The organism is Agromyces sp. NPDC052230 (genome assembly GCF_040679595.1).
Classification (GTDB): Bacteria; Actinomycetota; Actinomycetes; order Actinomycetales; family Microbacteriaceae; genus Agromyces.
The window spans coordinates 287426-308513 of sequence record NZ_JBFAVC010000006.1; the positions used below are offsets into that span (position 1 = coordinate 287426).

Below are 21088 nucleotides of genomic sequence, written 5' to 3' on the forward strand. Positions count from 1 at the left end.
GAGCGTCGAGCCATGAGCCGTCGGCGCCGCCCGCGCCGACGGCTCTCGGTCGCCCTGCTCGCGGTGCAGGTCCGGCGCTACACGCTCGCGGCCATCGTCGCCCTCACCGCGATCGGCGCGCTCATCGCCGCGATCGGCGGCTGGGGGCATCCGTAGCCCATTCGCGCTCCCGGGAAGCCCTGGGCGCCGTCTGGCGTTGCATCCTGTCGTGACCGACACCCTGCTGGGCGCCCTCGCCGCGCACGACGCGACCGAGATGGTGCGCACGGCCGACGTGGTCGTCATCGGTGCCGGGCAGGCCGGGCTCTCCGCCGCGTACCACCTGCGGCGGCGCAGCTTCGTGTCGGCGACGGATACCGCGGGCCGGCCGAGCGACTTGGAGCCGGGCTCGGGCGCCGGAACCTACGTCGTGCTCGACGCCGAGGGCGGCCCGGGCGGCGCGTGGCGGCACCGCTGGCAGAGCCTGCGGATGGCGACGGTGAACGGCATCAGTGACCTGCCGGGCATCGCCAAGCCCGAGGTCGACCCGAACGAGCCGAGTTCGGCGTTCCTCGCGCGGTACTTCGGCGACTACGAGCGGCAGCTCGACCTGCCGATCCTGCGTCCGGTCTCGGTGTCGGCGGTGCGACGGGAGGACGACGACCCGAACGGGCGGCTCAGAGTCGAGTCATCCGCCGGCGTCTGGTCGACTCGGGCCGTGATCAACGCGACCGGCACCTGGAGCCGGCCGTTCTGGCCGGTGTATCCGGGGCAGTTCACGTTCCTCGGGCGGCAGCTGCACACGAAGGACTACGTCGCGGCGAACGAGTTCGCCGGGCAGCACGTCGTGGTCGTGGGCGGCGGCATCTCGGCGGTGCAGTTCCTCGACGAGATCTCGAAGGTCACCTCGACGACCTGGTTCACCCGGCGTGAGCCCGAATGGCGTGACGCCGAGTTCGATCACCGCGCGGGGCACGACGCGGTCGCCCTCGTCGAGGAGCGCGTGCGCCAGGGGTTGCCGCCGCAGAGCGTCGTCTCGGTCACGGGCCTCCTGTGGACGCCATCGCTGCGCGCGGCGGCGGCCCGCGGCGCGCTGGAGCGGCATCCGATGTTCACCGGCATCGAACCCGACGGTGTGCGCCTGGCCGACGGTTCGTTCCTGCGCGCCGACGTCATCCTGTGGGCGACGGGGTTCCGCGCCGCCCTCGACCACCTGGCGCCCCTGCACCTGCGCGCACCCGGCGGCGGCATCGTGATGGACGGCACGCAGGTCGCCAACGAGCCGCGCGTGCACCTCATCGGCTACGGCCCGTCGTCGTCGACCATCGGCGCGAACCGGGCGGGACGGGCGGCCGTCAGCGGCATCGTGAAGCGGCTCGGGCCGAGCGCCGGCGCCGCCGCGGCCTGACGTTGCGGTTTCGCCTCACTCAATCCGGTCCAGGCGGAAGACGCGGAACTCGCGGCCAGCCGCCCGCTCGTAACGCCGGTATCCGGGCAGCACCCCATCGAGACGTTCCCACGCTTGCTCCCGCTCGGCGCCCGTCAGGAGCGTCGCGGTGACGCGGCTGCGGTGTCGGCCGCGCTCGACCTCGGCGTCGGGGTGCGCCATGAGGTTGTACGTCCACCCCGGATGCCGCGGCCGCGCGAAGCTGCTGCCTGCGACGAGCAGCGTGTCGGCCGAGGCATCCCGAGCACAGATCAGCTCGGCGCGCCGGGCGATCCCGGTGCGGGCACCCGTGGTGTGCAGCACGAGCGACGGCACGGCGAGTTCGCTGATCGGACCCGGCCGTCGCGTCACGGCACGGTAGGCACATTCGAGGGGCGGCATCACCGTCGGCCCGATCGCGCCGAAGAGCCTCGAGTGGGAGGCACTCGCGACGATCCGTCGTACCCATCGGGGCAGCATGCTCCATTGTCCCGTGGCGAGCGCGCGCGACGTACATGCTGCAGATCGAGCACACCTGCGACGTCTTCGACGACGGCTAGATGATCCCCACGGCCCGCGCGGGCCCGGCGTAGGCCCCCGCGAGGTCGGCGACCGTCGCGTGCGCGTTCAGGCCGCTCGGATTCGGGACGACCCAGAGCTCGGCGCCGCCGAGCCGTTCATCCTGCCGTCCGGCCCTCGCCCTGGGGCGGTCGAATCCCTGCCGATACGCGGTGAGCCCGACTATCGCGACGACCTGCGGATGCCACCGCGCCACATCGGCGGCGAGCCGGATGGCGCCCGCCCGCAACTCCTCGCGGGTGAGCTCGTCCGCGCGCACGGTGGCCCGGTTCACGAGGTTCGAGATGCCGATGCCCGCGTCAAGGAACATCCGCCGGTCGTCGTCGGAGAGGCCGTTCGCGAAGTCGGGAAGGCGCGGGATGATGCCCGCCGCGGCCAGCGCGGGATAGAACCGATTTCCCGGGTGGGCGAACGGGGTGTTCGTCGCGGCCGTCCAGAGCCCGGGGTTGATGCCCACGAAGACGAGCCTCGGATACTCCGGCATCAGGTCGTCGACGCTCGCACCGCGATACGCCTCGAGCTCGGCACGCGTGAATCTCACAGGGTGATTCTCCCCCGCCTCACCAGCGGGCACGGCGGGCGCGCGCGGCGAAGGCGTCGAGCGCGGCGAGCACCTCCGTCGCCTGCCAGATGCGGTACCGGGCGCCGCCGGCCACCTTGGTGAGAACGCCGACCTTTGCGAGCTTGTCGATCGAGGTCTGCGCCGCGACCTCGCTCACCCCGGTCGCGATGGCCACCGACGCGGCCGTCACGACCGGATGCTGCAGCAGGTGCGCCTTGACGCGGTGCACCGAGGCATCCGATCGCGCTCGAACGAGCGCATCCCACCCCGCAGCGATCTCCTGCAGCTCGCGCACGAGCGCCCGGCCATTCGCGACCGCTCGGAACGCGGCCTCGGCGACCTTCCCCACGATGTCGTCGGGCTGCCCCTGCCGGTACCGGGTGAGCGCGTTGAAGTAGCCGTCGAGGTCGCCGAGCAGGCCGGCCGAAACCGGCACCGCCACGTTGCGGGTCACGTCGGCGGCGCGGAGCATTCCATGCAGCAGTGCGCGCCCCGTGCGCCCGTTGCCGTCGGGGAATGGGTGGATGGTCTCGAACTGCGCGTGCGCGATCGCCGCGTGCACGAGCGCCGGCACGTCGGTGCGGCTCGCGAACCGCACGAGGTCGCCCATGAGCTCCGGCACCCGATCGTGATGCGGCGGCACGAAGGCGGCGTGATGCGGCGAGAACGACCCGCCGCCGATCCACACCTGCTGATCGCGCCATCCGCCGACATAGTGCGGGGCGGATGCCTCGAGGAGGGCCTCGTGCATCGCGATGATCGCCTGCTCGTCGAGACGGTCGCTCAGCGCGATCGCCGCCTGCATGGCGCGCACGTTCGCCACGACCAGTTGGGCGTTCGCCGAGTCGGATCGGTCGAGCTCGGCGAGCGCCACCTGCTTCGCGCTCGCGGTGAGGTGCTCGACCTCGGAACTCGATGCACTCTCGGTGCGCAGCAGGATCGCCGCGAAGGGCGCTGCGAACGAACCCGCTTCGGCGTCGAACCGGGTCAGCTCCTTGCTGGCGTCGTCGGCGCCCGCCAGGGTCTCGGGCCTGAGCCTCACCTCGCGTTCGGCGATCATCGGCACGAGCGCGGCTCGGTACTCCCCCACGGCCGAGCGCAGCTGACGACGCGATGCGACCTCCATCTCGCCGCGGTGCCACGGTCGGGGCTCGCTGCCGATGGCGGGCCAGTCAGTCCGTGTATTGGCCATACGACCATTCTAAACAAAGACTACCGAATAGTCTTCAGTTAGAAATGCCCTTCTAGTGAGCGGACGCCGCGACATCTGCTGCGGCGATGGCGATCGCGGCGGCGACGTACACGACCAGGTCACGGGCATCGAACACCGTGCCCAGCACCAGCATCGACGGAGGGAAAGCGTCGCCGAGTACCAGCGGGATGCCGGTGAGCTGGAACAGTTCGACCGCGATGCACCACGCGGCGGAGATCGCCCCGACCGCCAACGGTTGCAGCCGCGGCGCCACGATGACGACGGCGAGGTACACCGCCGCCGCGTAGAGCGCGTCGCCGGCGATGTCGGTCGCGGCCGTATCGGCGAGCAGCGTGTGCACCGCGAGTCCGGACGCGATGTCGGCCGCGAGGAGAACGGCGGCAGCGATTCGGCGTCGCGGGGAACGGGCGGTGGCCATCCGCCCATCCTGCCGTGGTTGTCTCGGCGGCGTGCAACCCGGCCTCGACGCGAGCGCAGTCGATTGCTAGAGTCATCCGGTAACTCGGACGCCCTTGTTCGACATACTTCAATGCCTCGAACGGGCGCTCAACGCGAACGAGACCTGGGTCTCAGCGAGGAGGAGAGTGTGATGACCGGGCAACGGGGCAGGGTCGTCTGCGACCTGACGATCTCGGCAGATGGATACTCGGCGGGGCCCAACCAGACCGAGGAACGGCCGTTCGGCGACGATGGCGGCGACGGCTGGGGCGACGGGCTGCATGCCTGGCTCGCGGACAACGCCGACGAGAACCGGGCGGAGATCGACACGTTGTCGGCCGCCGGCCAGGCCCGCGTTGTGGCCGGCGACGACGAGATCGCGGTGCAGGGCGGAGCGACGACCGTCAACGAGTACCTCGCCGCCGGCCTGATCGACGAACTGCGACTGCACATCGCGCCGCTCACGCTCGGCGGCGGCACACGACTCTTCGAGGGCGTGCCGCCGCTGAACCTCGAACAGGTGGACGCGCGCGCCGCGACGCAAATCACGCACGTGACCTACCGCGTGCGGGCCTGAGCCGAGGGGGCAGACGATGGCATCCACAGTGCTCTACATGTCCATGTCCCTCGACGGATTCATCGCCGGGCCGAACGACGGTCCCGGAAACGGGCTCGGCGATGGCGGCGAGCGGCTGCACGACTGGGTGTTCCCCGATGCCGAAGGGGGCGACTTCGCGGCGGCGGAGGCACGGCTGACCGGGGTGAACCGCCAGATCTACGACGAGTTCATGTCGACCGGCGCGGTCGTCGCCGGTCGCGGCACCTTCGAACCCGCGCAGGGCTGGGGCGGCGACCACCATGAGGGCGTGCCGATCTTCATCCTGAGTCGACATGGGGCGCCGACGTGGGCGGCCGGCTGGCCGAACGTGCGGTACACGTCGGACCTGGCAGCGGCGATGAGCGACGCCAAGGCCGCCGCCGGCGAGAAGGACGTGCTCGTGCATGGTGCCGGCATCGCGCAGCGGGCGCTGCGCGAGGGGGTGCTCGACGAGATCGAGGTCCACCTCGTGCCGATCCTCATGGGAGCGGGTCGACCGCTCTTCGAGCACCTGGGCACCGACCAGCGCGAACTCGAGCGGGTCCGGGTGCTCGAGGGCGAGCGCGGCGTCGTGCATCTGCGGTATCGCGTGCGGCGGTAGTCGTCCGGCAATGCCCGCGCCTGTGATCCCATGAAGACATGCGTCGGTGCCCGGCCGAGGGCCGGGTACCGACGGGGAGATCACCCGTAGAACCCGCCGTAATACGCTCCGAGGCGGTTCCGATAGTCGGGGTCGTCGTAGGTGGTCGTCTCGCCCAACTCCGGCGAATCCTTGATCTGGTCCTTCGTGAGGTCGACGTAGACCTTCTTGTCGTCGTCATCGACACGTTCGACGGTCCCCGCAGGGAGCACCACCTTCCGGCCGAAGATCCAGGGGCCGGTGTCGACGACGAGACGGCTGCTACCGACCTCGTCGGTGGCCTCGTCGATCTTGCCGATGTCGCCGTCGGTGGCGTGCACGTGGTAGCCGACCAGGCTGGCCCCCGGCGTGCGAGTGGCGGATTCTCGATAGGCCCACGGTTCCCATGCGTTACTCATCTTTGCTCCTTCTTCAATTTCTCGGCCGTTGCTCTCCTCGGCCTGTCCCTGGTTGGACCGTAGGTCGGTTCACGGATCGCCGGAATGGGGTTGCCTCTCCGGCGGGTTCCCGTCGGCGACAACGTGCAATAGGTGAGGATGGATCGTGTGATGAGCACGTTCTTGCGGCCGCCGAGGGGTTGGGCAGAGGTGCTCGCAGATGCGGTGCGGATCCTCGGCGCGATCAGCGTCATCGTCGCCGGCATCGGTTGGGGCCCGCTCGCGGCGGCGACCGTCGGGTTCGCGTCGTTCGGCACGCTCGTTCCCCGCCTCGTGGGCGTGCGACCCGGATTCGACATTGCGTTCGCGCTCGTCATCCTCACCGCTGGCTGGAGCAGCGTGCTCGAGATCTACCTCGCGGCCCGCTGGTGGGACATCCCCATTCACTTCGCCGCGACAGGGCTGGCAGCGGCGCTGCTGTACCTGCTCCTCATGCAACGCCGCATCCTGGCGGATGCGGCTTCCGCACCGCGCCCCGTTGCCGCAGCGGTCCTCGTGACGACGGCACTCGGCCTCTCGCTCAGCGTGTTCTGGGAGGTCGCCGAGTGGTTCGGACACACGTTCATCGACGAGGAGATCTACGTCGGGTACGCCGACTCGATCGGCGACATGGTCGCGGGCGGCCTCGGCGCGCTGGTCGCAGGCTCCTCCATGCGCGCCCTGTCGGCGCACTCCCGAGCCGACGCCGTGCGGTTGAATGAGCGGATGGCTCGCGAACTCACCCACCACTTCCACCGCATCCTCTCCGCCCCCGTGTTCGGGCATCTCGCCACGGTGCGACACGACGGCGCCGTTCAGGTCAACCCGATGTGGTTCGAGTTCGACGCGGCATCCGGCACCATCCGGTTCACGCACACCACCACGCGACGCAAGTTCAAGAACCTGCAGGGCAATCCGACGATGACACTCGAAGCGCTCGATCCCGAGAACCCGCACCGCTACGTCGAGGTGCGTGGCTCGCTCGTCGACGTGACCCCCGACCCCGAGGGCGACTTCTACGTGCGTCTCGGGCGTCGGTACGGAAACCCCGACCAGCAGCCACCCGCCGACAAGGCGGATCGGGTCATCCTCGTGATGCAGGTCGAGAAGCTCGCCGGGAGGTAGGCCACGGCGATCCGTCGACCGACCGGGACGCGACCGGGTTGTACGATACCGCACAAGGTCATCCGTAAACCGGATACGCCACTGCAGAGCTGCACTGATCATCGTGAGGAGGCTGAGTCGATGGGCGCCTTGCGCACACCACGAGAGAAGTGGATCGATGAAGGGCTTCGTGCTCTGGCTGAACGCGGTGTCGACGCGGTGCGGATCGAGGTCCTCGCCAAAGCCCTCGGGGTGACCAAGGGCGGCTTCTACGGCTACTTCGATGACCGAGCAGCGTTACTCACGGAGATGCTCGACACCTGGGAGCGCGAGAGCGTCGACGATGTCGTCAGCCGCATCGACACTGAGGGCGGTGACGTGCTGGAGCAGGTACGCCGGGCGGGCGAACTCACGTTCTCCGATGACCGCCTGCTGCCCATCGACCTGGCTGTCCGCGACTGGGCTCGCCGTGACCCGCGCGTCGCCGAGCGACTGCGCCGCGTGGACAACCGACGGATGCAAGTCCTACGCGATGCGATCAGCACCTTCTGTTCCGACCCTGACGAAGTCGAGGCCCGCTCCCTGATCGCCTTCTGTGTCGCCATCGGCAGTCATTTCCTCGCCGCCGACCACCCTGGCCGAACTCGCAATGAGGTCATCGCCCGCGCAGCGGATGTCATCCTCGATCGCTCGAGCGATGCCTCCGCACCGTGAGGAGTGGCGAGCCGGCTGGTCTATTCGTTGCGACCGACGGTGCGGTCCCGCGAGGGAACGATGGCCTCGAGGCCGGTGATGATGCGCTCCAGCCCGAACCGCGCATCGAGTTCGTTGTCGTCGAGGAGCCCCGCGGCGAGCACGCGTGCCACCACGGGGAAGCGCTCGGGCGTGAGGAGCCCGTTGAGCCAGCGCGAGGGCGACGGAGCGCCATCCTCGACCGGCCGGACATTCCCGATGAGCTGAGCGGTACCGCGCAGGTGGATGTCGACGAGCAGCGCAGCCTCGAGACACGTACGAAGGGAGAACCCCGTGGTGTCCAGCACCTGGAGGATCTGTTCGAGCCAACGAGCGTAATTGGGTGTCATCGGCGGACCGCCCACCGGTGCATCGATCATCCACGGATGCGCGGTGTACCGCTCGAGGAGCGCCTCTGCCCAGACCCGTAGCCGGTCCTGCCAGGGGGTGGCGTCCGTCGTCTCGGGGGGTGGCGGCCCCATCGCTCGGTCGAACATCAGGATGACGAGGGCCTCACGTGAGTCCACATGGCGATAGAGCGCCATCGGCGACACGGACAGGCGCGTGGCGATCCGCCTGATCGACAGTTCGGCCAATCCGGACTCATCCGCGATGTCGACTGCCGTCGTGACGATCGACGGCACGGAAAGCGCCCTGCCGGGGAGAGGTTCGACGCCGGGGACGCCCCAGGCGGTCCGAGCCCAGCGTGGTGGTATCGGATGCTCGGGGACGCCCGCGGTAGCGGCAGCCTCAACGGAATTCGACTCGACCATCGATACAGCGTACACGTCGCTTGACAGCGATGCGTACACCGTATATCTTTACGCGTACAGTGTAAACAACCGCTCGCACCGAACCCGCGATCGGACCGGCCAAGGGTGTTGTGCGGTTGCGTATATACGGTCTAGGCTGGCGTTGTGCTCAACCGTATAAACGCCCTCAGGTGGGCCACCACTGAGAGCACGGCGCCGCCGCAAAGTGCGGCCCGCACATATGGAAGGAGACACCTGATGAACAAGTGGGCGGGAGGGCTCATCGTGCTCTACGGAGCCGCGCACACCGTCGGCGCACTGACCGCGCTGGGCGCCGCACGCCACGCAGGAACATGGGTCAGCGGGAAACTGTGGGCGGAGGACCTCGCCGACATGAGCCCCGCCATGAGCGCGTACTGGCTGACGGTCAATAGTTTCGGTCCGCCGCTCGTCCTGATCGGAGCCACCGTGCTCTGGATGGACCGCCGCGGCATCACCCCTCCCCCATTCGTCGCATGGGCGCTGGGAACCTGGGTCGCCGTCGATGCCGTGCTCTCGGGGCCCGGGATCGGGCAGGGCGTCATCCCGCTGACCGCCGCCGGGCTGCTGCTGGCCAGCGCTCACCGCTCCAAGGTTCGCGAAGGCGTCGCAGCGTGACCGGCCGATCACAGGTGGCCGAGCGTCCTGGTCTCGATCGGCAGCCCGACACCGTCATCGCGATGTTCGACCGGGTCGCGCCGCGCTACGACCTGCTCAACTCACTGATGACCGGCGGCTACGTGAGCCGGTGGCGCCGGGCGACGACCGCAGCCATCGCACCGCGGCCCGATGAGGACATCCTCGACGTCGCAGCGGGAACCGGCACCTCGTCGCTCCCGCTCGCCATGGCGGGCGCCCGCGTGATCGCCTCGGACCCCTCCCCCGGCATGCTGGCCGCCGGACGGCGCAGACATCCGCAGCTCGACTTCGTTCATGCGGACGCGCTCGCCCTGCCATTCGCCGACGACAGCTTCGATGCCGTCACCATCGTGTTCGGTCTCCGCAACATCGGCGATCCGAAGCATGCGCTTCGCGAGATGGCGCGAGTCTGCCGCCCGGGTGGACGTCTGGTGGTCTGCGAGTTCTCCACACCGACGACTCCCCTCCTCCGTGCCGGCCACCGCCTGGTCGTGCGCGCACTCCTGCCGACGCTGGGCCGGCTCGCGTCATCCGATCCACCCGCCTACCACTACCTCGCCGACACGGTGTTGGACTGGCCCGACCAGCACGCACTCGCCGTTGCCATCGCGCAATGCGGCTGGGAGCGTGTCGAGCATCGCAACCTCAGCGGCGGCATCGTCGCCCTGCATCGGGCGACGCGCCCGCAGATCGCCGCTCGCCTGGACCCCATCGCGTGAACTCGCACGTCACCTTCCCCAGCCTGGGTGGCCGTGTCGTCATGACAACGGCGTGGGCCGGAATTGCGGTGCTCATCATCATCACCCTCGTGTTCGCCTCCATCCGCGCGGCGACGGACCTCCCTCAACTCCTCAGTGCGCGGACGGCCGATCCGGGAAGCTTCGAGGCCCGCTATGTCGACGCCCCGTGGCTCGCGTACCTGCACATCATCCCCGGGGTGGTCTACCTGATGGGCGCTCCGATGCAGCTCTGGCGCGGCTTCCGGGAACGACACCTCGACGTGCACCGAATCATGGGCCGGATCGTGTTGCCGGCCGGAATCATCAGCGGCGTCTTCGCACTCGCGTTCGGCGTTCCGTTCTCCTTCGGCGGCGCATTCCAGTCACTGGCCACCGCCGTGTTCGGGTCGTGGTTCCTGCTCTGCCTGCTCATCGCCTACGCCGCAATCCGCCGCAGAGACGTGCAGATGCATCGACGCTGGATGATCCGTGCATTCGCCGTGGGTATCGGGGTCGGCACCATCCGGCTGTGGATCGGACTGCTCACCTCCCTTTCCGAGATCCCAGTAGCTGACAGCTTCGCGCTGGCGTTCTGGCTCGGCCTCGGCATGAACGTCGTCGCTGGGGAACTCTGGGTGGCGATGCGCGGCAGGCGTAGCCTCGAGGTGGTCCGTTGAGCTCCGCCGACGAGATCCTCGACATCGTCGACGAGAACGACGAGGTGATCGGCCGGGCTCGGCGCGCCGATGCGTACTCGCGGGGCCTGCGACACCGATGCGTCTATATCCAGGTCAGGAACTCGCGGGGTGAGGTCTTCGTGCACCGACGCACCGCTTCCAAGCTGATCTTCCCCTCCTTGTACGACATGTTCGTCGGCGGGGTCGTGGGGGCGGGCGAGACCTACGACGCCGCGGCGCTGCGGGAGGCCGAGGAGGAGCTCGGCATCTCCGGGCTGCCGCGGCCCGTCCGGCTCTTCACGTTCCTCTACGATGACGGCGAGCATCGCTGGTGGTCGGCGGTGTACGAGGTGCGGTGCGAACTGCCCGTGCACCCACAGGCGGAGGAGGTCGCGTGGGCGGCCTTCATGCCGGAGGCCGAACTGCGGGAACGGCTGGACGAATGGTCATGGGTCCCCGACGGCCTGGCGGCCTACTCGCGGCTGCAGAGACTTCGCGAGGCCCAGGTGGACGGGAAACCGATGGAATCGAAACCCACGCCGAACCACGAGGGACCAACATGAAGAGCACTGCACTGACGGCCGCCGGCGGCTGGGTGGCGATCGTCGGTCCAGTGATTCACGTGACACTGACGTCGATCCCCCGCGCCGATGTCTGGGGTCGAATCGTCTCCGCCGGGTGGTGGAACACCGCCACGTTGCGGCCGAGCACCGAGCAACTCGAAGTCGCGGAGTCGTTCTGGATCAGCGCGGGCAGCTTCGCCGTGCCGCTGTTCGTGCTGGGGGTCCTCGCGGTGCTCTCCGCACGGGAAGGTCGGCCGATGCCCCGCTTCGTCGGCTGGATCCTGATCCTGTGGGGAATGTTCTCCGCGAGCCTGATGCCGATCTCCGGCGCGTGGGTGTTCATCGTGGTCGGTGTGCTGTTCCTGGTCGACACCTGGGCGGCGCGCCGAGGTCGACGCGATGCGATTGAATGAGCGGATGGCGTCCCGAACTCACCCACCACTTCCCCGCATCCTCTCCGCTCCCGTGTTCGGCCATCTCGCCACGGTGCGACACGACGGCGCCCTTCAGGTCAACCCGATGTGGTCCGAGTTCGACGCGGCATCCGGCACCATCCGGTTCACGCACACGACCACGCGACGGAAGTTCGAGAACCTGCAGTCAGCTCGCAGCCGAGCTGACGAGGTGCGCGCCGTCGACCACCGACTCGCTGCCGACGCGGTGCCAGGCTCGATTCCGATAGACGAGCCCGTCGTCTTCGACGGAGCGGTCTGAGACGCTCGCATCGACGCCCTCCGCGACGAACACGGTTGAACCTCCGGCATCGATGCGGTGGACGATGCGCACACGCAGCCACACACCGGCCTCTGCGAACACGGGCTCGCCCGTCGGGAGCCGGCTCCACCTGGTCTCGTCGGCGAAGCGGTCCACCCCGCTCGCAGCGCCGAGTGTGGCAAGTTCGAGATTGCCCGCGGTGAGCAGGTGGACGATCACGGCATCCGCTCGCTTCAACACTTCGGCACTGGACGACAGCACCGAGATCGAGAACATCAGCAATGGCGGCTCAGCACTGACCGCGGAAACCGACGATGCTGTCAGGGCAACCTGCGTGCCGCTGACGTTCGCCGAGATGAGCGCGACTCCGCTCGGGTGGAGCCGGAACGCCGACTTGAACTCCTCCGCGGTGATCATGATTGCGCAGCCAGGTATCGGACGGCCGCTTGCCGCCAGTTGAGTGTGACGTGGTGGGAGATCATCTCGACATCCCGCTTGGCACGGGAAACCGGATGGTCGGCGTTGCCGGCCTTCGCACCGACGAGCGAGAAGATCTGCTGGACGGCTCGCAGCGAGGTGCGGGTGACGAGCGCATTGTCTCGCATCTCGCGAGCGACGTCGGACTCCGACGATTCCTCCCGCCGGCGGGCACGCTCGGATGCCTCGAAGCTTCGACGTTCGATCAAGAGTCGCGCCATCTCGATGTCTCCCTGCGCCTGGGCGAACTCGCTCGCGACATAGTCCTGATCCGCGAGTCGGACAGTGCCGCCGAGGGCGTTCGCAACGCGGGTGCTGGAACCCGCGGTTTCGGCGAAATGCTCGGCGGCGCCCCAGGCAGCGCCGACCGCGCAGCTGGCGAACGGAAACCGACCATTCGACGGCCAAGTAGCCCACATCGTGTCGAACGTTGGGTGAACGGACCGGCGTTCCTTCAGTTTGCGCACCGTGTCCTTCGTCGCTTGGACCCGGTGCTCCGGGACGAAGACATTATGGACGGCCATCGTGCGACTGCCGGTGCCTCGCATTCCGGTGGGGAACCAGTCATCGACGGTCGTGGTGTCCTCGCGCGGGACGATGAACATGTGGCCTTCGCCATCCTCACCGACAGGTGCGTTGAAGATCAGCCACTCGGAGAAATCGGAGCCGCTGCAGAAGCCCCACTGGCCGGTGAGGCGGTAGCCGCCCGGCACACGCTCCGTGACGGCCTTCGGGTTGAGGTTGGTGTTGCCGGCGAGGGTGGCGTACGTGTCGATGCTCCAGATCTCGTCTTGCGCCTCCTCGGGGTAGGCGAGGATCGCCATGTTGTCGGAGCTGAGGATCGAGAAGATCCAGGCGGTGGAGGCGCATCCACGCGCGAGCGTCATCGCAATTCGTGCGTGCTCGTGCTCGCTGAGCTCGAGGCCGCCGAACTTCTTGGGCTTGAGCACGTGGAAGAAGCCGGCGTCCCCGAGGCGACGGTAGGTGTCCTCGTGGATGCGACGTTCCCGGTCGACCTCCGCGGCACGCTCGCGCAATACGGGGATGAGTGCCTCGGCAGACGCGATGAGGTCATCGGCGGTGAGCGCCGTCGAAGGCGCGGGGCGGATGCCAGTTCGGCGTTCTTGGAGAATGGTGGTGTCCATGGCGATTCGCCTCTCCGCGGCGAGTGCCGCGATCGTCGTTGATGGACCCAATCCTCAGAGGCGAACCATTCTGCGGTCAAGCAAAACAATTCGCTGAACATCCACTACTCAGTCGCATATACCTCGCTCGGCGGGTACTGACCGTGCACCAAGTCGGCCAGCGCCCGAACGCGGGAGGACATCTCCACCTCGCGCGACCGCGCAAGCACGACCGGCACGGCCAGCGGTGGCGGCACGATATCCTTCTCGATGATCGGAAGCCCTTCATAACTGAGCTTGTTCGCGGGGCGTTGAACGAGGATGGCGTACTCGGTCTCCGATCGTGCGACGAGCGAACGCGTCAGCTCGAATGCGTGCGTGCGGTGACGGACGTTCGGCGTGAGACCCTCTGCCTCGAAGATCGACATCGCATACCGCGTGCTGGGCGCCTGATCGTAGAGGACGAGGGGAACCGAGGCCAGTTCTTCCAGGGTGACGGTCTCACGTGCAGCGAGCGGATGGCGTTCGCCGAACAACGCGTACCCACGCGCTTCGTACAGGGTGAATCGGTCGAGTGCCTCCATGCCTCCGACGTCGTACATGATCGCGGCATCAATCGCCCCGCCGACCAGCGCGTCCTGCAACTCGTCCTGTGCGCCGACCACGAAATCCACCGATACGCGCGGATGCAGCGACTCGTACTCGTGGAGCAGCCGCGGCAGCACGGTGGGCGCGAGCGTCACGAAGCAGCCGATCACGAGCGGGCCAACAAGTTCGCTGCCACCCCCGCCGACCGCGTAGCTCAACTCAGCCACATCCTCGAGCAGGCGCTTGGCCTTGTCGAAGATCAGGCGCCCGGACGGCGTGAGCTTCACGCCCTGTGCCCGCCGGCGAACACACAGCTCGGCGCCGAGCGCGCGCTCGAGCTCGGTGATTGACGACGAGATCGCCGAGGCCGAGTAGTTCAATCGCCCGGCCGCGCCGCTGATCGTTCCTTCCTCTGCCGCAGCGACGAAGTTGGCGAGCTGCCGCAGTGTCAACTCACCCCTGGCGACACCGTCGTCGATGCCTTCGGCACTGAATCTCATTCGCCAAGGCTAATCCACAACTCAATCGTGGTTCTTCATCGAGTTGTTCTGTTTGACTGAAGAAGAGCCTCAACACAAGATGGTGTCGCGTCGATGAGCCCGCGACCAGCGTCGGTCGCGGCAGGCACAGGAGGCACGACACCCATGACAATCACTCCAGTTCGGCGACGGACCACCGCGATCATCGCGGCCGTCGGCATCCTCGCACTCGGGCTCACCGCGTGCGCTCGCGGAGGAGACAGCGGGCGGGAAGGAGGCGAGGACGCCGGCGCCTCGCCCGGAATCACCGACACCACCCTCACCCTCGGATCGACTTCACCCCTCACCGGCAACGCCGCCGGCGTCGGCAACTGCGCGATCGACGGTGCCATCGCCTACTTCGAAACGAAGAACGCCGAGGGCGGTATCACGTTCGGGGACGGCAAGACACGCACCATCGAGGTGAAGGCGTACGACGATGGCTACGATCCTCAGAAGGCGCTCGCGAACTTCCAACAGATGGTAAGCGATGGGGTATTCGCGACCACGTTGAGCCTCGGCACCCCGACCAACCGAGCGTGGCGTGAGGCCGCCATCGATGAAGAAGTGCCCCAGGTTCTCCTGCAGACCGGCGACCCACTGTTCAGCGATCGTGAGGAGAGCCCCTGGCAACTCGGACTGCTCCCGGTCTATCCGCAGGAAGGCGAGGCGTTCGGCGAGCTCCTCGCGGCGTCCCCGAACGATCACAAGGTCGCCATCCTGTACCAGAACGATGACTACGGCCACGGCTACGTCGAGGGCCTGAAGGCCGCACTCGAGGGAGCGGACAACGTCGAGATCGTCAAGGAGCTCACCTATGAGGCGACCGACGTCGATGTCTCCGCGCAGATCACCGAGCTGGCCAGCACGGGTGCCGACGTCTTCTTCAACGCGATGTCGTCCCTTGCGCCCCTCGTGCTCGGCTCTCTGCAGCGATCGCACGCGCTTGGATGGCACCCGAGTTGGTTCCTCCCCTCGACGACGTCCAGTCCCGGCGTCTACCTCACGCCGTCGGGCGTGGCCGACCAGTTCCCCGCGATCTACACGACGGCATCCTCGCTCGTCGCAGGGTCCCCGGCCTTCCAGGAGAGCGAGGACGGCAAGGCATTCCTCGCCGCGGTCGACGAATACACCGACCAAGATGGCGTGCCCGGGTTCCCCCAGTGCGTGTGGAGCTGGATCGGCGCGTCGGTCCTCGAGCAGGCCTTCATGAACATGGAAGAGCCGACCCGCGAGAGCTTCATGGACGCTCTCTCCTCGATCGAAGGATTCGAAGCCCCCTTCCTGCTTCCCGGCGGAACGATCGACACCACCGAGGACGGACTCCCGGCCATGAGCGATATCAAGGTGATGGAGTTCAACGGCACCGGGTTCGCTCCGGTGGACTCTCTCGAGTAGACGGAGTCGACGAGACCGGAGCGGAGTCGGATGTGGATCGGGTCCCATCTGACTCCGCTCCAATTTCCAAGGACCCGATGCCTCACGGGAGTGCGGAACTTGAACGCAGGGAGCGCGACGAGCGGATCCCGTTTCTCAACTGGAAAGTCCCGGAAACCCTTGAGTTTCCGGGACTTTTCGGTCGGGCTGACAGGATTTGAACCTGCGACCCCTTGACCCCCAGTCAAGTGCGCTACCAAGCTGCGCCACAGCCCGATGCCGTCCGATTCCTCGGAAGACAACTTGACCATCATAGCGGCATCCGTGAGCGTGCTCATGCACACCACGGGTATCGAAACGTCGACCCTCACCCACGGAAACAATCCCTATGCGGCACATAGGTTCCCGCCGTAGGCTCGCGGAGGCGGGTACCGACCCTACGCCACAGCGACCCGAGCGCAGCCCGAACAACCCACCCCAGGAGGAACCCTTGACGAACGCCACCACGCGCCGCCCCAGCCTGAACATCCCACTCATCGCCCTTTGGGTGGTCTCCGTCGGCGTCGGCCTCTTCGGGCTGTTCTTCCTGCTCTCGGGCAACACCGCGCAGGCCGACTTCTACAACACGGGCGGTTCCGACTACCTCCAGTACCTCAGCCTCCAGACGCAGAGCACGATCGGCGGGATGCTCCTGACGGCCGGTGTCGTCGGCGTGTTCCTCGCCCTCGCGACCCACTCGCGCAACTGGGCCGCCGCGAAGGTCGCGGCCGACCAGCTCGCGCATGATGACCTCTACGCGCGTGAGCTCGACGACGAGGAGGACGGCGACGACGGCTTCGACTCCACGGGTCTCCGCGACGACGACGCCGTCGCAACCACACCGACGGTGCGAGCGGCGGATGCCACGGGTGCCCCGTCAACCACCGCAGCAGCCGACGACGCGCCCGGCCTCGCCGAGCCCGACACGGTCGTTCCGCAGACCGACCGCCCGAAGGACGCGACCGACCGCCCCTGACGTCGCAGGATCAACGCGACCACCGACGACCCGGCGGCCCGCGGGCGTTCAGAGGTGCTTCCGCACCTCGTCCATGAACGACCGCGGGTCGTCGACCCAGATGCGCACGCCCGTGATGGTCTGACGGATGCCTCTCGCCGCTCCTGCACCGCAACACTCATGCCGAGGCCCCCTCGGGGTCGGCGCTGCGCGCCTGTTCGGCCGCCACGAGTTCGCGGAGGCGCGTCGCGATCGCGTCGACGCCGCGTTCGAACCCCGCTCGGTCGGCGGGTGCCACCGCCCCCAGGAGCTCCGCCGACAACTCCGCGTGCTCGCGCTGCATCTGCCGCATCATGCGCCGAGCGGATGTCGCGAGCGACACGATCGTGGCGCGCCGGTCGGTCGGGTGCGGCGAGCGCTCAACGTAGCCGCCCGCCTCGAGCGCGTCGACGAGTCCGGTGATGTTGCGCGCGCTGACACCGAGCCTCGTCGCGAGAGCCTGTTGCGTCGCGGGCCCGTCGTGCTGCAGGTCCCAGAGCACACGGGCGCGTGCGGCGGTGAGCGGCGTGCCCTCGAAGGCCCGGGCCATGTCCTTCTGGAAGAGCTCGCCGACCTCGAGGAGTCGGTCGAGCACGGTGATCTCCGCTGCCATATCCTGATGTTACTTCATCATTACCTCACTTCACGAGTTCTCGACGGCACGCCATAGGCTGACGACATGGTCTCGGAACAGCCGCCGCGCATCGTGCAGTTCCTCAATCGGGTCCCGATCGGGCTCTACCGCGCACGCCTCGGTTGGCTCCTCGGCGGTCACTTCCTCCTGCTCACGATGACGGGACGCAAGACCGGACGCACGCGCCGGGTCGTGCTCGAGGTCGCGCGCCGCGCCTCAGGGCCGGGCTCGATGCCGACGATCTGGGTGATCGCGAGCCGCGGCCGGCGCACCGACTGGTACGCGAACGCCGTCGCCGGCGGCCCCACGACGGTCACCTGGAAACGGCTCACGTTCACTCCCCGTGTCCATGCGCTCACACCCGCCGAGCGCGCCGAGCTGCTCGCCGACTACCAGCGTCGGCATCCTCGTGCCGCGGCGCTGCTCGGCAAGGCCATCCTGGGCGCCGAGTACACGACCGACCCCGACCAGCTGCAACGGCTTGCCGAGGAACTGCGCGCCCTGCGGCTCGATCCCCCGGCGCCGGATGTCGCCGCCGCACGTTAACGTGGCGTCATGACCCACACGGCCAGCGACGAGACCGACCGAGCCGACCTGCGCATCGTGCCCGCAGGCGACGTGCCCTTCGATGACGTGGCGGCCGTCTTCGGCACGAGGGGCGACCCCGCGCACTGCTGGTGCCAGTGGTACAAGATCCCCGGCAGCAACTGGCGCTCCGTCGGCGACGAGGGGCTGCGCGATCGCCTCGCGGCGCAGCTCGCGAGATCCGATTCCGGTCCGGGCCTCGTCGCCTACGACGGTGACACGCCGGTCGGCTGGTGCGCGGTCGAGCCGCGACCGCACCTCGAGCGGCTCCGCAGCAGTCGCCTCATCACCGGCGGCACCGCGCATCCCGACCTCGAGGATCCCGCGGTCTGGGCGGTCACGTGCTTCGTCGTCCCACGGGCGTACCGGAAGCGCGGCGTCGGGCGGGCCCTCGCCTCGGCCGCGGTGACGTATGCGCACGAGCATGGCGCCCACGTCGTCGAGGCCTACGCGGTGGACGGCGAGCTCCGCGAGAAGGCGTCCGCCGCCGACCTCTTCCACGGCACGGTCACGATGTTCGAAGCCGCGGGGTTCGCCGAGGTCGCTCGGCCCAGGCCCGACCGCGCGGTCATGGAGGTGCGGCTCGGCGCCTAGCCCGCCGCGCCCATTCGATGCTCAGGCTCGCATGGTCTACTCCAACGCATGGGCTCGGTTCGGGATCGCTGGCGATCGCACCTCCTGCAGACACTGTCGGGCACCGATGACGGGCGCCCGGCATGGGTCGACGAGCTCGAACAGGGCGTCGACGCCGGCTACTTCGGTCCGGGATCCGCGGCGTGGGCAGTGCACGGCGGCATGGCGACCATGGTCGCGGGCATCCGCGCGCTGCTCGTGCAGGCGATGCATCCCGGCGCGCTGGCCGGGGTCCACGACTGGTCGCGCTACGAGGAGGACCCGCTCGGGCGCCTCACCGGCACCATCCGCTGGCTCGTCACGGTCACGTTCGGCGATCGTGCCACGGCCGAGCGCGCGTCAGCGCGCGTGCGCGGGCTGCACCGGCGCGTGCAGGGCGAGTACGTCGATGCTCGAGGCATCCGTCGCCCCTATCGCGCGAGCGACCCCGAGCTCCTCGAGTGGGTGCACGTCGCGTTCACCGAGTCCTTCCTCACCTGCCACGAACTGTGGGAGGGGCCGATTCCGGGCGGCCCCGACGCGTACGTGCGCGAGTGGGCCGTCGCCGGCGAACTCCTCGGGCTGACGGATGCCCCGCAGACCGCGGCCGAGCTCCGTGCACGCCTCGACGGCTTCGCGACGACCGGGGTGCTGAAGCACGACGAACGCGTCGATAGCACGATGCGGTTCATCCGCAACCCGCCGCTCGCGCGCGGCATGATCCCCGCCTATCGGGTGATGTTCGCGGGCGCCGTGCAGTCGCTCTCCCCCGACCAGCGGCGCCTGCTGGGACTCACCGCGCCGCCATTCCCGGCGGTCGCCGCGACCGGCGCGGTGCTGCGTTCAGTGCGCACCGTGCTCGGCGACCGGTCCACCTCGGAGGACGCGGCGCGGTCGCGGCTCGCGCGGCTCGAACGCGACGCGGCGGCGTGATCGCATGACGCGCCGCCGTCGTGTTGCCGATCTCGGGTTCCGGTTCCTCTCGCGAGCGCACGCGACGATCCTCCGGCTCACCGGGTGGCATGTCGGAGCGAGCATCGTGGGCATGCCGATCGTCGAGCTCCACACGATCGGGCGCCGCAGCGGCAGGCCGCGGTCGGTCGTGCTCTCAGCACCCGTCGTCGACGGCGAGCGCGTCGTGCTCGTGGCCTCGCGCGGCGGTGACGACGAGCACCCCGGCTGGTACCGCAACCTGCTCGCGAACCCCCGAGTCGAACTGACGATGCGCGGGGTCACGAGACCCATGACGGCACGGCGAGCGGATGCCGCGGAACGCGCCGAGCTGTGGCCGCGGGTCGTGCGCGCCTATCGCGGCTACGCCGCCTACCAGCGCCGCACGTCCCGGCAGATCCCGCTCGTCATCTGCGAGCCTCGCGGCTGACGTGCACGGCCACCGGGAACGCCGGATCGCGGCGCCGGTGGGCGTAGACGAAGACAGGGTTCGACCGCGGCATCCGTTCGGCGGGTGGCCGGCGGATGCCGCGAGCCACGCGTGCTCAGCGGGCGGTGTAGCCGCCGTCGACCACGAGCTCCGAACCGGTCATGAACGACGCGTCGTCGCTCGCGGCGAAGAGGATCACTGCGGCGACCTCTTCGGGGCGGCCGAGACGGCCGACGGGCTCGGTCGAGATGAGCTGTTCACGGTCGGTGTCGCCGAGGATGGGGGTGTCGATGAACCCGGGGTGCACGGAGTTCACGCGCACGCCCTCAGTGGCCCAGGCCAGCGCGGTGTTCTTGGTGAGCGTGCGAACGGCGCCCTTCGCGGCGTGGTACGCGGGGCTCGTGCCGAAGCCGCCGACGATGCCGTACATGGAGCTGACGTTGACGACCGCGCCGTCGCCGCTCGCCTTGAGCGCGGCGCTGGCGGCCTTCTCGCCCAGGAAGACGCTGGTCTGCGTCACGGCCACGACCTTGTTGTACGTCTCGATGGTCGTGTCCTCGATGAGCTGGTTGTCGCCGATGCCGGCGTTGTTGACGAGCACGTCGAGGCGACCGAACTCGGCGACCACGGCGGCGACGGCGTCGTTCCAGCCCTGCTCACTCGTCACGTCGAGGTGCACGGCCTTGGCCGTGCCGCCGGCGGCCTGGATCTCGGCGACCACCTGGGCGGCCATCTCGTCCTGCACATCGGCGACGATCGCCGTTCCGCCTTCGGCGGCGAACCGGGTCGCGGTCGCGCGACCGATGCCGCTCGCGCCGCCGGTGATGATGCCGACGCGTCCATCGAAGCGAGCCATGGTGAATCCTTTCCTCGTTCGGAGCGGACGATCGTGTCGCGTCGCTCCGGGGCAACTATCCAACAAATGTTGGATAAACTGTAGAACACCAGAGAGCGCGGAGGTATTTCATC

At 68.6% G+C, this 21088-nt stretch carries 30 protein-coding genes and 1 tRNA gene; 19 read left to right on the top strand and 12 right to left on the bottom strand.

Annotated elements, in window-relative coordinates:
• Positions 1-12: 12 nt before the first annotated feature.
• Both AB0K73_RS15030 and AB0K73_RS15035 read left to right on the top strand, forming a co-directional pair.
• Positions 13-156 (top strand): hypothetical protein, encoded by a 144-nt coding sequence (locus tag AB0K73_RS15030; protein ID WP_360514525.1) that lies wholly within the window; start codon positions 13-15, stop codon positions 154-156.
• 100 nt (positions 157-256) lie between these two features.
• Positions 257-1387 (top strand): NAD(P)-binding domain-containing protein, encoded by a 1131-nt coding sequence (locus AB0K73_RS15035; protein WP_360514706.1) that lies wholly within the window; start codon positions 257-259, stop codon positions 1385-1387.
• A 15-nt stretch (positions 1388-1402) separates the two neighbouring features.
• On the opposite strand, the gene AB0K73_RS15040 is transcribed toward AB0K73_RS15035, so the two are convergent.
• From AB0K73_RS15040 to AB0K73_RS15055, 4 genes are all read right to left on the bottom strand, one after another.
• Positions 1403-1777: a nitroreductase family deazaflavin-dependent oxidoreductase gene (locus AB0K73_RS15040; RefSeq protein ID WP_360514528.1), complete on the bottom strand. Its 375-nt coding sequence runs from the start codon at positions 1775-1777 to the stop codon at positions 1403-1405.
• A gap of 184 nt (positions 1778-1961) precedes the next feature.
• Positions 1962-2525: a mismatch-specific DNA-glycosylase gene (locus AB0K73_RS15045; protein WP_360514531.1), complete on the bottom strand. Its 564-nt coding sequence runs from the start codon at positions 2523-2525 to the stop codon at positions 1962-1964.
• A 19-nt stretch (positions 2526-2544) separates the two neighbouring features.
• Positions 2545-3738 carry a Fic family protein gene (locus tag AB0K73_RS15050; RefSeq protein WP_360514534.1) on the bottom strand — a complete coding sequence of 398 codons (1194 nt, stop codon included), beginning with the start codon at positions 3736-3738 and terminating at the stop codon, positions 2545-2547.
• A gap of 52 nt (positions 3739-3790) precedes the next feature.
• Positions 3791-4177 carry a DUF2809 domain-containing protein gene (locus AB0K73_RS15055; RefSeq protein ID WP_360514537.1) on the bottom strand — a complete coding sequence of 129 codons (387 nt, stop codon included), beginning with the start codon at positions 4175-4177 and terminating at the stop codon, positions 3791-3793.
• 171 nt (positions 4178-4348) lie between these two features.
• Between AB0K73_RS15055 and AB0K73_RS15060 the strand changes: the two genes are divergently transcribed.
• Both AB0K73_RS15060 and AB0K73_RS15065 read left to right on the top strand, forming a co-directional pair.
• Positions 4349-4774 carry a dihydrofolate reductase family protein gene (locus AB0K73_RS15060; RefSeq protein WP_360514540.1) on the top strand — a complete coding sequence of 142 codons (426 nt, stop codon included), beginning with the start codon at positions 4349-4351 and terminating at the stop codon, positions 4772-4774.
• 16 nt (positions 4775-4790) lie between these two features.
• Entirely contained in the window at positions 4791-5396 is a 606-nt protein-coding gene (locus AB0K73_RS15065; protein WP_360514542.1) for a dihydrofolate reductase family protein, read from the top strand.
• 80 nt (positions 5397-5476) lie between these two features.
• Here AB0K73_RS15065 and AB0K73_RS15070 read toward each other — a convergent pair whose 3' ends face one another.
• Positions 5477-5833: a PRC-barrel domain containing protein gene (locus AB0K73_RS15070; protein WP_360514545.1), complete on the bottom strand. Its 357-nt coding sequence runs from the start codon at positions 5831-5833 to the stop codon at positions 5477-5479.
• A 150-nt stretch (positions 5834-5983) separates the two neighbouring features.
• On the opposite strand from AB0K73_RS15070, the gene AB0K73_RS15075 reads away from it, so the two are divergent.
• Positions 5984-6976, top strand: coding sequence for a PPOX class F420-dependent oxidoreductase (locus AB0K73_RS15075; protein ID WP_360514548.1), 993 nt, complete (start codon positions 5984-5986; stop codon positions 6974-6976).
• 120 nt (positions 6977-7096) lie between these two features.
• Entirely contained in the window at positions 7097-7669 is a 573-nt protein-coding gene (locus AB0K73_RS15080; RefSeq protein ID WP_360514551.1) for a TetR/AcrR family transcriptional regulator, read from the top strand.
• Positions 7670-7689: 20 nt separating this feature from the next.
• Here the strand turns inward: AB0K73_RS15080 and AB0K73_RS15085 are convergent, their stop codons facing one another.
• On the bottom strand, positions 7690-8331 hold the full coding sequence (locus AB0K73_RS15085) for a TetR/AcrR family transcriptional regulator (protein WP_360514555.1): 642 nt from the start codon (positions 8329-8331) through the stop codon (positions 7690-7692).
• A 366-nt stretch (positions 8332-8697) separates the two neighbouring features.
• On the opposite strand from AB0K73_RS15085, the gene AB0K73_RS15090 reads away from it, so the two are divergent.
• The 6 genes from AB0K73_RS15090 (at position 8698) to AB0K73_RS15115 (ending at position 11790) form a co-directional block, all read left to right on the top strand.
• Positions 8698-9096 carry a hypothetical protein gene (locus AB0K73_RS15090; protein ID WP_360514558.1) on the top strand — a complete coding sequence of 133 codons (399 nt, stop codon included), beginning with the start codon at positions 8698-8700 and terminating at the stop codon, positions 9094-9096.
• The gene (locus AB0K73_RS15095; RefSeq protein ID WP_360514561.1) at positions 9093-9836 is read left to right on the top strand and encodes a class I SAM-dependent methyltransferase; all 744 of its coding nucleotides are present in this window, start codon (positions 9093-9095) and stop codon (positions 9834-9836) included. Before AB0K73_RS15090 ends, AB0K73_RS15095 begins: the two co-directional genes overlap by 4 nt.
• A gap of 89 nt (positions 9837-9925) precedes the next feature.
• Positions 9926-10513 carry a DUF2306 domain-containing protein gene (locus AB0K73_RS15100; protein WP_364775459.1) on the top strand — a complete coding sequence of 196 codons (588 nt, stop codon included), beginning with the start codon at positions 9926-9928 and terminating at the stop codon, positions 10511-10513.
• Positions 10510-11076: an NUDIX domain-containing protein gene (locus AB0K73_RS15105; protein WP_360514567.1), complete on the top strand. Its 567-nt coding sequence runs from the start codon at positions 10510-10512 to the stop codon at positions 11074-11076. The genes AB0K73_RS15100 and AB0K73_RS15105 overlap by 4 nt, the downstream gene beginning before the upstream one ends.
• On the top strand, positions 11073-11489 hold the full coding sequence (locus AB0K73_RS15110; RefSeq protein ID WP_360514570.1) for a DUF6463 family protein: 417 nt from the start codon (positions 11073-11075) through the stop codon (positions 11487-11489). Before AB0K73_RS15105 ends, AB0K73_RS15110 begins: the two co-directional genes overlap by 4 nt.
• Positions 11490-11493: 4 nt before the next feature.
• Entirely contained in the window at positions 11494-11790 is a 297-nt protein-coding gene (locus AB0K73_RS15115; protein WP_360514573.1) for a pyridoxamine 5'-phosphate oxidase family protein, read from the top strand.
• On the opposite strand, the gene AB0K73_RS15120 is transcribed toward AB0K73_RS15115, so the two are convergent.
• Together AB0K73_RS15120 and AB0K73_RS15125 are read right to left on the bottom strand one after the other, a co-directional pair.
• The gene (locus tag AB0K73_RS15120) at positions 11677-12207 is read right to left on the bottom strand and encodes a flavin reductase family protein (RefSeq protein ID WP_360514576.1); all 531 of its coding nucleotides are present in this window, start codon (positions 12205-12207) and stop codon (positions 11677-11679) included. The genes AB0K73_RS15115 and AB0K73_RS15120 overlap by 114 nt on opposite strands.
• Positions 12204-13265 (bottom strand): acyl-CoA dehydrogenase family protein, encoded by a 1062-nt coding sequence (locus tag AB0K73_RS15125; protein WP_360514709.1) that lies wholly within the window; start codon positions 13263-13265, stop codon positions 12204-12206. The genes AB0K73_RS15120 and AB0K73_RS15125 overlap by 4 nt, the downstream gene beginning before the upstream one ends.
• On the opposite strand from AB0K73_RS15125, the gene AB0K73_RS15130 reads away from it, so the two are divergent.
• On the top strand, positions 13167-13454 hold the full coding sequence (locus AB0K73_RS15130) for a hypothetical protein (RefSeq protein ID WP_360514717.1): 288 nt from the start codon (positions 13167-13169) through the stop codon (positions 13452-13454). The genes AB0K73_RS15125 and AB0K73_RS15130 overlap by 99 nt on opposite strands.
• 62 nt (positions 13455-13516) lie before the next feature.
• On the opposite strand, the gene AB0K73_RS15135 is transcribed toward AB0K73_RS15130, so the two are convergent.
• The gene (locus tag AB0K73_RS15135) at positions 13517-14479 is read right to left on the bottom strand and encodes a LysR substrate-binding domain-containing protein (RefSeq protein WP_360514579.1); all 963 of its coding nucleotides are present in this window, start codon (positions 14477-14479) and stop codon (positions 13517-13519) included.
• Positions 14480-14623: 144 nt separating this feature from the next.
• Here AB0K73_RS15135 and AB0K73_RS15140 point away from each other — a divergent pair, with 144 nt between their 5' ends.
• Positions 14624-15895 carry an ABC transporter substrate-binding protein gene (locus tag AB0K73_RS15140; RefSeq protein WP_360514582.1) on the top strand — a complete coding sequence of 424 codons (1272 nt, stop codon included), beginning with the start codon at positions 14624-14626 and terminating at the stop codon, positions 15893-15895.
• A gap of 181 nt (positions 15896-16076) precedes the next feature.
• On the opposite strand, the gene AB0K73_RS15145 is transcribed toward AB0K73_RS15140, so the two are convergent.
• A tRNA-Pro gene (locus tag AB0K73_RS15145) sits at positions 16077-16150 on the bottom strand.
• A 214-nt stretch (positions 16151-16364) separates the two neighbouring features.
• On the opposite strand from AB0K73_RS15145, the gene AB0K73_RS15150 reads away from it, so the two are divergent.
• Positions 16365-16889, top strand: coding sequence for a hypothetical protein (locus tag AB0K73_RS15150; RefSeq protein WP_360514585.1), 525 nt, complete (start codon positions 16365-16367; stop codon positions 16887-16889).
• 157 nt (positions 16890-17046) lie between these two features.
• Here AB0K73_RS15150 and AB0K73_RS15155 read toward each other — a convergent pair whose 3' ends face one another.
• Positions 17047-17520 (bottom strand): MarR family transcriptional regulator, encoded by a 474-nt coding sequence (locus tag AB0K73_RS15155; RefSeq protein WP_360514588.1) that lies wholly within the window; start codon positions 17518-17520, stop codon positions 17047-17049.
• Positions 17521-17586: 66 nt separating this feature from the next.
• On the opposite strand from AB0K73_RS15155, the gene AB0K73_RS15160 reads away from it, so the two are divergent.
• Genes AB0K73_RS15160 through AB0K73_RS15175 form a run of 4 tightly spaced genes read left to right on the top strand, consistent with a single transcriptional unit; the run spans position 17587 to position 20119 of the window.
• Positions 17587-18087 (top strand): nitroreductase family deazaflavin-dependent oxidoreductase, encoded by a 501-nt coding sequence (locus AB0K73_RS15160; protein ID WP_360514591.1) that lies wholly within the window; start codon positions 17587-17589, stop codon positions 18085-18087.
• 9 nt (positions 18088-18096) lie between these two features.
• Positions 18097-18720, top strand: a complete 624-nt coding sequence (locus tag AB0K73_RS15165; protein WP_360514594.1) for a GNAT family N-acetyltransferase — start codon at positions 18097-18099, stop codon at positions 18718-18720.
• A 48-nt stretch (positions 18721-18768) separates the two neighbouring features.
• A complete protein-coding gene (locus tag AB0K73_RS15170) occupies positions 18769-19671 on the top strand; it encodes an oxygenase MpaB family protein (RefSeq protein ID WP_360514597.1) in 903 nt (300 codons plus the stop codon).
• A gap of 4 nt (positions 19672-19675) precedes the next feature.
• Entirely contained in the window at positions 19676-20119 is a 444-nt protein-coding gene (locus AB0K73_RS15175; protein ID WP_360514600.1) for a nitroreductase/quinone reductase family protein, read from the top strand.
• 115 nt (positions 20120-20234) lie between these two features.
• On the opposite strand, the gene AB0K73_RS15180 is transcribed toward AB0K73_RS15175, so the two are convergent.
• Entirely contained in the window at positions 20235-20975 is a 741-nt protein-coding gene (locus AB0K73_RS15180; protein ID WP_360514603.1) for an SDR family oxidoreductase, read from the bottom strand.
• Positions 20976-21088: the final 113 nt, after the last annotated feature.